This window comes from Lactococcus hircilactis (assembly GCF_009601015.1).
GTDB lineage: Bacteria > Bacillota > Bacilli > Lactobacillales > Streptococcaceae > Lactococcus > Lactococcus hircilactis.
On the sequence record NZ_WITJ01000004.1, the window covers coordinates 161,715 to 173,258 of the forward strand.

The 11,544-nt window shown below is 32.8% G+C and carries 10 protein-coding genes; all 10 read right to left on the bottom strand.

The genetic code is table 11. The features are described from left to right. Positions 1–5: 5 nt before the first annotated feature. Complete coding sequence (gene asp3 / locus GHI93_RS03825; RefSeq protein WP_170272380.1) at positions 6–779, bottom strand: accessory Sec system protein Asp3; 774 nt, start codon at positions 777–779, stop codon at positions 6–8. Further along, positions 772–2,367, bottom strand: coding sequence for an accessory Sec system protein Asp2 (asp2, locus tag GHI93_RS03830; RefSeq protein WP_246177013.1), 1,596 nt, complete (start codon positions 2,365–2,367; stop codon positions 772–774). The genes asp3 and asp2 overlap by 8 nt, the downstream gene beginning before the upstream one ends. After that, positions 2,364–3,938: an accessory Sec system protein Asp1 gene (gene asp1, locus GHI93_RS03835; RefSeq protein ID WP_153495754.1), complete on the bottom strand. Its 1,575-nt coding sequence runs from the start codon at positions 3,936–3,938 to the stop codon at positions 2,364–2,366. The genes asp2 and asp1 overlap by 4 nt, the downstream gene beginning before the upstream one ends. Then, positions 3,935–5,164: a preprotein translocase subunit SecY gene (locus GHI93_RS03840; protein WP_153495756.1), complete on the bottom strand. Its 1,230-nt coding sequence runs from the start codon at positions 5,162–5,164 to the stop codon at positions 3,935–3,937. The genes asp1 and GHI93_RS03840 overlap by 4 nt, the downstream gene beginning before the upstream one ends. 24 nt (positions 5,165–5,188) lie before the next feature. Next, positions 5,189–7,555, bottom strand: a complete 2,367-nt coding sequence (secA, locus tag GHI93_RS03845; RefSeq protein ID WP_153495758.1) for a preprotein translocase subunit SecA — start codon at positions 7,553–7,555, stop codon at positions 5,189–5,191. A gap of 21 nt (positions 7,556–7,576) precedes the next feature. After that, the gene (locus GHI93_RS03850) at positions 7,577–7,780 is read right to left on the bottom strand and encodes a hypothetical protein (RefSeq protein WP_153495760.1); all 204 of its coding nucleotides are present in this window, start codon (positions 7,778–7,780) and stop codon (positions 7,577–7,579) included. A 59-nt stretch (positions 7,781–7,839) separates the two neighbouring features. Continuing rightward, a complete protein-coding gene (locus GHI93_RS03855; RefSeq protein WP_153495761.1) occupies positions 7,840–9,165 on the bottom strand; it encodes a glycosyltransferase family protein in 1,326 nt (441 codons plus the stop codon). Position 9,166: 1 nt separating this feature from the next. Further along, complete coding sequence (locus GHI93_RS03860; protein WP_153495762.1) at positions 9,167–10,633, bottom strand: glycosyltransferase; 1,467 nt, start codon at positions 10,631–10,633, stop codon at positions 9,167–9,169. A gap of 155 nt (positions 10,634–10,788) precedes the next feature. Further along, positions 10,789–11,067, bottom strand: a complete 279-nt coding sequence (secG, locus tag GHI93_RS03865) for a preprotein translocase subunit SecG (protein ID WP_153495763.1) — start codon at positions 11,065–11,067, stop codon at positions 10,789–10,791. A 43-nt stretch (positions 11,068–11,110) separates the two neighbouring features. Then, positions 11,111–11,287: a preprotein translocase subunit SecE gene (secE, locus tag GHI93_RS03870; protein WP_153495764.1), complete on the bottom strand. Its 177-nt coding sequence runs from the start codon at positions 11,285–11,287 to the stop codon at positions 11,111–11,113. Positions 11,288–11,544 lie beyond the last annotated feature (257 nt).

The following is an 11,544-nucleotide window of genomic DNA, read 5'->3' on the forward strand; positions in this document are numbered from 1 at the left end:
TTTTCTTATCTCCTCTTCATTTTACTTGAATTCAAATCTTGTTTTATTTTTTCAATGGCTTCACTGGGTATCGTATAGAACCCCATCCCTGCTACCATATTTAATTGATATTCCCGATTCACTTGAAATTCAATAGTTAAGTCATTCACTAACTCCTCTAAATCTTTCCCGTTTGTAAAAACAAAAATCTGATTATAAGGCACATCTTTTTGAAATGAAATGGGGAGAATTGTCCGAGGACCACTATTTAATATGATATGAGCTTTTTTATTTGTGAATTTTCCACTCGTACGGGGATAAATCCATTCATAGTGCTGACTAAAATTTTTTTCTACAATAAATTCATTCTCTTGTGCTTCATTGATCATCAGATAATCAAAATTAATCCATTTATGCTTTAAATTAATCAGATGAATTTCATATTCGACCATCCCACTGGGAACGATAAAATTCAAACAAAAATCTGTGCTCATAAACCTTTGAATAATTTCATGTTCATCATCAAAAAAATCAATTTGAATCTGAACTGGTAAATCATTATCAGCTTCTAGCTTAAATGATAAATCATACTCCTTATTTAAAGAAAGTAATGGAAGCGTTGGTACATTTCCACTTGATAAATAATCTGAAGAAGATTTCCACGTACATATTATTTGTCCTGGAGATAACATTTCATTAGCATAATAAACCGACTGATTTTTGTTGAACCGTAGTGTAGCTCCATTTACGTAAGTCGCTGAAATATTTTTAGGCCAACGCATCAAAAACAATTCAGTCATCATTCTCTCCTCTCAAATCTACCTCTTCAATCTCTTCGTCAACTTTTAGTTTTCTATTATAATCAGAAATCAAGAATTGCTGGTACTGATTATAAAACCAACTTGTCACACCTGGGGTATTATCGTTATGCCGTCCTTCTAACCCTTTATGCAAAATTTTTGCTGTCGGATAGGTTTTCTTTAAATAATTGAATATTCGTTTAAATGGACGATCTGTATCGTGTAGCATATGGGCAATGATAAATGTCGTATCAGAAAAATCTGCTGCTTCAAAATTTCTCCAAAAATCATCATCTAAAGTTTTTGCACTATCGTGAGTCAACTCTCCCGTTAAATGAATGATCGTATCCATTGCTAAATCCCAATCATAAGGAGAGAAGATTCTTGAATTAACAGCTAATCCTCCGATATTAGCAAGGGGCTTCCCAACGATAATCGCATGGGGTTCTAATCTTGCACCGTAGTAAAATGAAGCATAAGTCCCCATAGATAGTCCCGATAAAACTAATTCATGTTTTGAAAAATTTAATAATTGTAGCTTTTGCTTAATTACACTCACAATTTGTTCTTCAAGTCCTTCACCTCTATAAAAAGCTCCTCCAACTAAGCGTGGATCATAAATCAAAAGGAATGGAGCCCCTAAGCTTCCCATCATCCAACGTCCTTCAAATCCTTCTGAAGGACGAAAACCTGAGAAATAAACATTCAATGGTGGCTTTAAATCTCCTGCATTAAAATAATATCCTATCTCCTCTTTCATATGATCTGTTTGGGTTAATCGACGTCCCCCCATGGCTAAAAAGTTATTTTTATCTAGTCCGTAACGAATATGAAGATCTCCAATCTCAACTTGACCATAACCTCTCACAAAGAGTCCAAAATTTACTGGAAATTCTGAGTGTCCTAGATCAAAAGATACTTGTTTATCTCGAAATTGCTCAGGGAAGAAATCCATATAGTCAAGATTCTCCCCCTCTTTACCATTTTTGAAATAAGCTCTCCAAAAATAAGAAATCTGATCTGAAGCATTCATTTCGGGGTAAAAATTAACGTGTCCTGCGGCTCCCCATTTATTTTTCCATAACATGACTTGTTTGAAGTCTGCTCCAAAATCTCCATCCAATACATACATTGCGACACCTTTTTTTGTCACTGTCCCCTCAAAATAAGGACTAATTTCAACCATACTATTATCAAGACTCGTCCCCCAAGGTTTAGTATAATTTTTATTTATATATTGAATCAGTGTTATTCCGTGATCTGATAAATCAATGATTTGTGTCCCCTTAAGCTTAAGTATTCTTAATTCCTCTTCGCTCGCTTTATTTAAACTTTCACAGAATAGTTGATGACTCGGCAATTTTGAGAGATCAATTTTATTTAATTGACTCATAACCTCATCGCTCAAGAGATAGATACTATTAGAATTATTGATCTGATCAATAGCTAAAGGCTGGATTTCCATTAACTCTTGATTGAGGTGATCAGTGACTTTAAGATGGCGGTATTCAAATTTTTCATCTAATTCTTCAATTCCTTCCAATTCCGTACCACCAATATGAAAAAGAAATCTTAAATCCTCACTCAATTCATCACTTCCTTCCATCTATTCAATAGTCCATCTGGACTATACTGTTCAATAATATCAACACTCTCAACTAAATTTTGATTCCATTTGTCTGTGTTTTTAAGATAACTTTCAACAGCTTCGATAACTCCATCATCTGTACCAATAATCATCCCATTCTTATTTTCAAATAAATAAGGAGATGGTCTTTTAGAGATAATGGGAATTCCTGAACTCGTTGCTAAGGAGTGATTAAAGAAATCACCTTTGTCTCTTTGATCAACGAAAATTCGCACTTTATTAAAATCTTCTGTCAAAGTTTTTACACTAGAAGAATGACGGTATGTGATCCCTTTAAAGAAAAGATAAGCTTCAATAATGCGACTGAATCCTTGTTTTTCCTTTTTTGAAGCATGAAATAAATCACGTAAAACAGGAGTCATTTCATCATTTTCTAGTGCCTCATAGTAATGTTTTACCAATTCAAACTCAGAAGATGTAAGTGTTGTTTCAAAATTCTTCAAAATGAATGCTTCTAGTATATCCTGAGAGTACTTTAAGTCGAGCGAGTTTTCGCTCTTTATAATGAGACAGACATCATGATAGGTAAGCTTTATCCGTAAAAATTCTTGAAAGATTTGCTTTATTTGTGCGTCAAACGAACTAATTTCCCAGTAAACAAACTGCTCTAAATATCTATTACTCTCCCCTAATGCTAATCGAGTTGGGAAAAAGGGCATATATTCAACTTTATTTTTCAAATTTAGTACATCAATATCTTTTAGAAGATATTGATCAGTAATGATTTGCTTTCCTTTAGTAATAAATTCCAAATTTTGGTTTATATTGCTGATGCATTCTTCTAAGTCGCCAGAAAAAATAGAAATTATCGACTCCGATGCTTTGATTCCTTTTGCAATCTCAATTAGCCAACGACTCGTCCCATCAATAACGATTCGATCCTTTTCAGGGTTAAAATGGATCAAAAAATGATTGACTAATTCGATACAGACCTCTTTAAATGACGCATAAATTTCTCGTAAAAAATACTTTCTATACACATCAGCAATTACAACGGTTTCATCATATTCAGTTAATATGAGTTGTCCCCCTTCATCAAGAACTTGCTTTTCAACAAAATTTCCTTTAGAATCAAAAAACTCTTTGAATAAAATGTATCCTTTTTCAGAAAATGTTTGAACTTCCTTTCCAAAATCTGAATAATAACATACTTGAGATACAAATCCAAATTGATTAAAGAAAACTTTTCCCTTAATCACTCCATCTTTTGACAATAAAACATTGGTCCTTGTATATGTTTTCTCATAACTTTTTGAAAATTGGAGATCATTCATCGTGATGGGTGCATAAACACAAGCAAATTGATGCGGGAGTATATCTAAAAAGCTTTCAATATTATTTGAATTATAAAATTCAAATCGATTCACATAATAACTCAAAAATGGAGTCATTTGTAAATTAATAATCTTTGTATCGATTTCCCCAGTATTAAAGAGTTTCGTCGTATTAAATATTATATTTGACTCTAGCTTTTCCAACTCGGTATTCCAATCGGTTAAAAAATAAATCATCTAAAAATCCTCCGATTCTTACCAAATAATTCAAAATTATTTTTATAGCGTAGAAATTTAACATCTTGTTGCAGGTTATCGTAAATTACAACAAGAACAAAAATCATTGCGAAATAATTTGACATGTTAGATATTGATTGATGTCCTGTTAGCAAACCTCCTAACAATGGAATTGTTACAATTAGTGGAAGAAAAAGACTTCCGATTCCCGATATAATCCATACTCGTTTATTGATATACCTTTTAGTCTCTGGCCCTGGAATTACTCCTATAATATAATCTCCAGATTCTTTTAAATCCTTAGATATTTGATCAGGCATAATATTAACAAATGAAAATAGCACGCCTAACAAATATAAAATAATACCATACGTCAAAATTCCGCTCAGTTGAGTGATGTCAAATAAAGACAATATAAAGTGATTTCGATAATGTACTAATTGCATAATATAAGCCGGGAAGTACATCATTGTCGTTGCAAACATTAACGGCATCGATCCTGCGATGAGTAGGCGAAAAGCAAGATAGGAATCTTTAGTTTGTTTATCAATTCCGATACGCTGAACGTCAAAATGATATTCCGCAAAATAAATTGCAATTGTTACTCCTACGAATAAGATACTGATAAGAACAAAAATCAAAAGTCGATCAAGATGGGATAAAATGCTATTATAATTTGCTGATAAACTTCCTGTGATTCCTTTCATAATTCCTGGGAGAATCAGAATAAATGGGCCCCCTAAACCATAAATTACATTCAAACTGGCTAACCATGAAATGAGTAATGCACCAACTACAAAGCACAACATTGTTAATAAAAATATTTCTAATGATGATAAAAAAGAAATTTTTGATATCACAGAGTCTTTAAGATTAAATGCTAACGGAATACTTTGTAAAACAGCCATGATAAAAATACTTACAATTTCAATACGTCCACGATCTTCTTGTGATATTTGTGATGAAAGGTCACGATTGGCAAATAAGCACACAGACAATAATATTGAAACCGTCATATAAGGGCCCATTCCTAAAGCCAATAGTGTTGGGCTCGAAAACAAACCTCCAGTCGTTAAAGATAACATCTTTTCAAGTGAGAAGTTTTCTCCTGGTAACCTAAAATTAATTGAATAACCAGGTACAGGAATTCCTTGTCCAATATAGAATAACATTAGGACAACAATGGTGAAAATTCCTTTTTTTATTAATTCACTGTATTTTTTCATATAAATCATGCTCCAACGCTCACCTTAAGGAAATTCGATATCAATGGTTCCATCTTCTTTCATTTTTAATTCTGATAGTGTGATACATCTAAAAATTGATGTATAAATTTGATCTTCCATTTCGAAGAAATGGTGACGCGCTTCACGACCAAATTCGTTCACTGGTTTGTGCTGTGCCATACTACGACCATTAACTAAATTTTTTAATTGCTGTAGATAATCAAGCTGCTCAACCCAAGCACTGTCGATTGCTCTCAAAATGATTACTTTTTTAAAATAACGCAATTGAATAGGATCTTTAATGCGATGAAAGGATTCAAGAATGTATTGATTTGCTAATCTGTGCAAGTACTCTTGTATTTCTTTTTTATGATGCATTTGATTAAGATTACGTTCGATTTCATTTAATAAATAGTCACTTTTAATGTTGTTGAAAATAAAATCAGAAATATTTTGAAGAGAAAGTACTGTATTATTAACAAAATTTGAAATCATTTGTTGAGCGGATTGAATGATAATTTCTTCTAAATAATTTTCGTTTTCAGACATCACTTTATTTCTTGCTTCATAGATTCGATTGCGCTGATCACTCAAGATTGTATCGAAAGCTAATGTATTTTTTCTGGATTGAAATTCAGCATTACTCAATTTCTTTTGGGCCTTATCCATAACTCTTTTCAAACGATACTGATGGATTTTATCTTCTGAAGAGCGCTCTCCTTCAAGAATCTTATTGCTTAAAGAAATACGTGCTTTTCTAACCCAATTGGGAGCATTCTCTATAATTACTTTGTCCTCAAGAGAAACATAGAAAACTGCCTCCCCTGGTTCCCCTTGACGCCCCGCTCTTCCTCTTAGCTGATTATCAATCCGTTTATTGTTCATTCGTTCAGTACCAATGACCTTTAGCCCACCATTCATTTTTGCTTGAGGTGTTAGCTTAATGTCAGTACCACGTCCAGCCATCGAAGTAGCTAATGTCACTGCTCCTATGCGACCAGCATCGTTTATGATTTGTTGTTCACGCGCTACTGTTCGTGCGTTGAGGAGATTGTGAGGAATTTTATTTTGTAACAAAACCAGTGAATATAAATCAGACATAGATACTGATCCTGTTTCAATTAAGACGGGTCTTTCTTCGAGAATTCCTTTTTTTACTGCCCTTATCGATTCTTCAATTTTTACTTGATTTGTTACGTAAATTTGGTCTGGTTTGTCTTCTCGTTGCGTAGGTAGATGAGTTGGAATCTCGATAACCTGTAAATGATAGGTTTCCATGAATTCTTTTTCATCTGTTTTCGCTGTCCCCGTCATTCCAGAAAGTCGCTTAAATTTTTTAAATAAACTTTGATAACTAATCGTCCCTAAAGTCTTTGTTTCATTACTTACTTCGACGCCTTCTTTCATTTCGATTGCTTGGTGAATCCCACCTTGCAACTTCACTCCAGGCATAGTCCGTCCATTAACAACATCAAGTAATAAAACTTTTCCATCAATAACAACGTAATCCTTTTCTTTTTTCTTTAGATAATTGGCTTGTAAAGCTAAAACAATGTGACGATAGAGATCACTATATTTTTTGCTAAAAATATTTTTGATATCAAAGTATTGTTCTACTTTTTCTAACCCCTTATCAGTAATCCAGAGCCGTCTTTTATCATCGCTATATTCAAAATCATCATGTGCTAAACTCTTTACAAACCAATCACAAATTTGATAATAATTAGATTGAACTTTTGGACTTCCAGAAATGACAAGTGCAGTTTGGGCACCATCTAGTAAAACAGCATCAATTTCATCAATAATTGCAAAATTAAATTGTGAAACCACTTGCTCAGATAACTCTGATCCTAGATTATCAAATAGGTAATCAAACCCTAACTTTGAGTGTGTCGTATAGATAATGTCAGAGTTGTATAGGTGCAGTTTTTTTTCTATGTCTTGGTCTTCATCCCCTGCTCCAATTCCGACACTTAAATTTAACCATTCAAATACTTTTCCCATCTCTTGACCGTCACGCTCAGCAAGGTATTCGTTAGCCGTAATAAGAAAATTTCCTTTTTTACCTTCTAACGCTCTAGCATATAATGGCATTGTAGCAACCAATGTTTTTCCTTCACCTGTTTTAATTTCAGCAATATTTCCAAAAAATAGAGCGAGTCCACCTAAAATTTGAACATGATAAGGAGTTAATCCAAGCACGCGCTTATCAGCTTCGATAACAACAGCAAAAGCATGTGGTAGGATATCAACGATGGTTTTTCCATCTGATAACAGTGTTTTTAAAACCTCTGTTTGTTGCTGTAAGACATCATCGGCCATAACACTATAAGCTGGTAATAATTGTTCTATTTTTGTTGCCAATTTTTCATATTTTTGCATTTTTAACATTTTTTGACACTGTCCTAACTATTAATGTGTTAAAAAAAATTTAATGGCTTCAAATCCATTGACCACTAGAGCAATTAATGTCACCGATAGTAGAACCCCAAAAAAGACGGGTCTAACATAAGATAAAATAGGTAATGGTTCTTTTTTTTCAATTTCATGTTCTAGCAACGCTCTTTCTTGCTCAAACCCCGTTTCAATTTTTGATTTTAAAAAATCTTTTTGCATCAGCTTACCCTCTACACATTTCTATATCTCTCTTTAATTCGTGATTTATTTGAACTATTTTAGGAAATCTCTAGTGTCGTTTGATACTCTTGAACCGTTGATTTTCTTCCATTTTTCTCAATCATTTTCGTGAGGAGCTTGTGCCAGTTCGTACGATTTGTCAGGAGATATGACAAATGATTGCATAAATCACGCGTGTCATCAAAAACTAATCCCTCAGCCCCTTTTTGTGCAACTTCTCGATATGAAAATATCATCATGTTTTGCTGATAGGCTTTCTCAAGGATATCGCCGACTTTTAATCCGCGGTTGATATCCAAATAAATATCCGCTTTTTCCATTTCAATTCTTAATGTTTTCTCATTAATTGAAGGGATTAATGTGATATTATTAAACTCCTCTTCCATGTGGAGTAACTTTGTACTCATATTTGTGAAAGCAGCTATTGTAATTTTCAGCTCTGGAAAATTCATTAAAATATCTTTTAATCCGTGGATGTTATCACTATTCGTTAAAATCAGAGCATTTTGTCGATAGTGATTTGATCTTGAAAATTCGCCGATGTGCGATAAGTAATTCAATTTAAGCAGCGTTGTTGGAAATTGCTTTTTTACCTGATCCAATTGCTTTTCTTCCATGAAAACGATGCGTTTCAAAGTCGTTGGTTTTTCTAATTCAGCTCTCATATTTCCTGGCACATCTGTTCCCATTGCTTCTTGCCAGAACAGTGTTGTTTTATTTCCAATATTTAATGATCGACTTATAAATAACGGAAACGACAACGAGTTGATATAAATATCTGATGCGTTAATTTGTGCAGTTTTTAGAAAGTAAAGAAAAAATTGAGTCATGTTTTCAAAGTGATGAATGGAAGATTTATAAAATAATTGAATCGAGTGATGAATTGAATCTTCGACAATAATCGTTTTCCCTAAGGTGTCGTAATACTCATTTTTATAAGAAACATTCCCGCTAAAATAACTTGAAGCATAATGTTGACCTGCTGAATTATAACGATCTCTTTTAACCACTGTATTTGAGTTTTCTTCTGAAAACCAATCCACATGATCGACTAGTCTATACCCTTTTTTTCGATAGAATATTTTTCCAACTGATCGTTTGAGATACTCAATATTTGCGCTTCCTCCATCAATATGTCGGATATCGTAAAAAGCAGGAACCACAACTTGGTTAAAAAACAATCCTTCTTGTGTTTTACTTTCTCTTTGGTATCCTGTAAAGAATGTGAAGGGACTAATCCCATCTAGTGGAAGGTCTCCATCATAATGAACAAATAAATTTTTGCGCTCAATTCCTGCAGTTGTTAAAGATTTTATTAACTTTTTGGTGTCGTCATTATATCGATCAAAAATATTAATTTTCATCTCATTTCTTTCCTTTTTCTAATAAATTTTCCCAGCTTTTTGCCACGTTATTTTTAAGATAAGCTTTTGCTTTTTGTTTTGATATGTTTCGTCCACTGTGATCCAAGTGAGCTTCATAAAAAGAAATGATTGCTTTCGCAAGTACTTCGGGCATTTCGTTTAAACTGACTCTTTCAAAAAGGATTCCATTTTTACCGTTTTCAATAAATTCTCGGTTCCCATATTCAACATCGACACCAATCATCGGCAGCCCAGCTCCCAAAGCTTCAAGTAAAGAAAGTCCGAAGCCTTCAGAAGTAGATGCAGAAACATAGGCGCTATAACCACTATAAATTTCGTCCAAATTTTGATGTCCACACAACTTAACTGAGTCCTCTACTTCCAGTTTTTGAATGATTTCTTCTAATTTTTTTCTCTCCCCGCCTTCACCATAGATATCTAATGTTAATTCTGGAATCACTTCTTTAGCAATCGCTACTGCTTTTATTAAGACATCAATATGTTTTTCTGTAGCTAAACGACTAGCTGTAATTAAACTAAATGGCTTATAACTTCTTTTTCGGCTGATGCTATTGATGTAGCCAACTGGGATGGTCTTAATAGCTGTTTTTTTTCTTAATTGTTGGCTTAAAATTTGATTTTGGCGGTTTGTCGCAACAATAATTGCTTCAAAAGCATCTGCATGTTCAAAGATGTATTCATAATTGTTATTCCAAAGAATATGATTTCCTTTTGATAAACTTTCATTATAGTGCTCTGCATGGACTACTGAAAACAGTCTTACTTGATGAACTAAAAGAGGTAAAATTCCTTCCACAACATCTAATGGTCTGTCGATAATGACAGCATCCTTTTTTTCTAACTGAAGTTGTTGAAAAAAATATTGATAGAACGCCATTTTCCCAAATAGAATCTGCTGATCTATATAGGTTACTTTTATTTCATTCTTGTCATAAAATTGTTCATAACTTTTTTCACCTTGGCAATCATAAAACGTTCGCTTTACTAACTTTCCTTGGACATAGTCTTCAACATTATTAAGAGATTCATCATAGTGGCTTACATGAACTAAGCTTCCATTGACAATGTAATCCACGCGATCGATAAGATTAGGCTCTAAAAGCCAAAGTTTATAACGTTGTGTATTAGAAACTTTTATTTCAATACTTGATTCACTTTGACTTAATACTTCGTAATGTTCAGCTCCTAACGCTTCAATGAACATCTCGACAGTATAGGACGATTTTTGAGCAGTTCTGTGGCTCAAATAATTATAAATCCAAATGATTTGCTCGTTTTTATATCCTAATAAATCAGTATAAACAGTAATATTTTTCGATAAATAATTTAAGAAAATATAATAATCATTGTAATCAAAGTTTTCAAATAATTCTTTTCGATATTTTTGCGCATATTCTACACCACTAGATGCGAATCCGACTCCTTTGTTAACACTATAAACCTTCATTTCATTTTGTTTCCTTTCGACTTCTTTAGCTCCATAATTAAAATTTAAAGGGATTCATTATTTTAAAAAAGAGTCTGCATCTTTAAATAATCGTGAGACTTCTTTTAGGGGGGATAGAACTATTCCTTTTTTAGTTTCAAAATATAATGGTAAGTTCAATGATAGGCAAGATAGGCTAAAAAAATTCCTATAATAAGCCACAATATTCCTAAAATTCCAGTTACATATTGTAAAATGTATCGGATCCCGCCAGGTTTTTGAGTTTCAAAAAGGGCACTACTTTTATCTGAAGCTAGAAGCGATAACGCATCTTGTTGCTTTGAGGGTTGCAATAAAATGAGTAAAATAATTGCAAAACTGATAAGAATCAGTACATAAATTAAAAAACGATACATGACGTAATACTCCTGATATGTTGGTTGAATAAAATTCATAAAATGACGGATCCACTTGATGCTAAGATCAATTTTTATAAAATTATTTTGCGATTAAGTTGGTAAAGCTGTGTTGCAAGAACAAACTGGTTCCGCCTATAAATAGTGCAAATAAAATCGAAATCACAAGAACCGCCAGTGTTTCTTTTAAAATTTGTGAAAGCGTCGGCCAGACAATTTTTTCTCGTTCTTTTTGAGTTTTTTTAGAATGATGCGTCATAAATAGGATTTCCTTTTTGTAAATTTTATTTCCTTGTAATAGTCTTGATGATATTCTTCAGTTTTTTTATTTTTTAGCACAAAAAGAATGACTTGTTATCACTCGTTTTTAAACTGAAAAAATAATAGTGATTCAATTGATACAAAACAATATATACCATTGCCAATCATACTATTATTATACAAATATATTAATAAAATTTCAAGAACTCATATTTTGAATATCATAAATTTAAATAAGATTACTAATTTTTCTTT

Excerpts from the sequence above, each read along its gene's own strand:
- secA (WP_153495758.1), bottom strand. The coding sequence starts at position 7,555 with ATGTTAAAAATGCAAAAATATGAAAAATTGGCAACAAAAATAGAACAA.
- GHI93_RS03850 (WP_153495760.1), bottom strand. The coding sequence starts at position 7,780 with ATGCAAAAAGATTTTTTAAAATCAAAAATTGAAACGGGGTTTGAGCAA.
- secE (WP_153495764.1), bottom strand. The coding sequence starts at position 11,287 with ATGACGCATCATTCTAAAAAAACTCAAAAAGAACGAGAAAAAATTGTC.
- GHI93_RS03840 (WP_153495756.1), bottom strand. The coding sequence starts at position 5,164 with ATGAAAAAATACAGTGAATTAATAAAAAAAGGAATTTTCACCATTGTT.
- asp3 (WP_170272380.1), bottom strand. The coding sequence starts at position 779 with ATGACTGAATTGTTTTTGATGCGTTGGCCTAAAAATATTTCAGCGACT.
- GHI93_RS03860 (WP_153495762.1), bottom strand. The coding sequence starts at position 10,633 with ATGAAGGTTTATAGTGTTAACAAAGGAGTCGGATTCGCATCTAGTGGT.
- asp1 (WP_153495754.1), bottom strand. The coding sequence starts at position 3,938 with ATGATTTATTTTTTAACCGATTGGAATACCGAGTTGGAAAAGCTAGAG.
- secG (WP_153495763.1), bottom strand. The coding sequence starts at position 11,067 with ATGAATTTTATTCAACCAACATATCAGGAGTATTACGTCATGTATCGT.
- GHI93_RS03855 (WP_153495761.1), bottom strand. The coding sequence starts at position 9,165 with ATGAAAATTAATATTTTTGATCGATATAATGACGACACCAAAAAGTTA.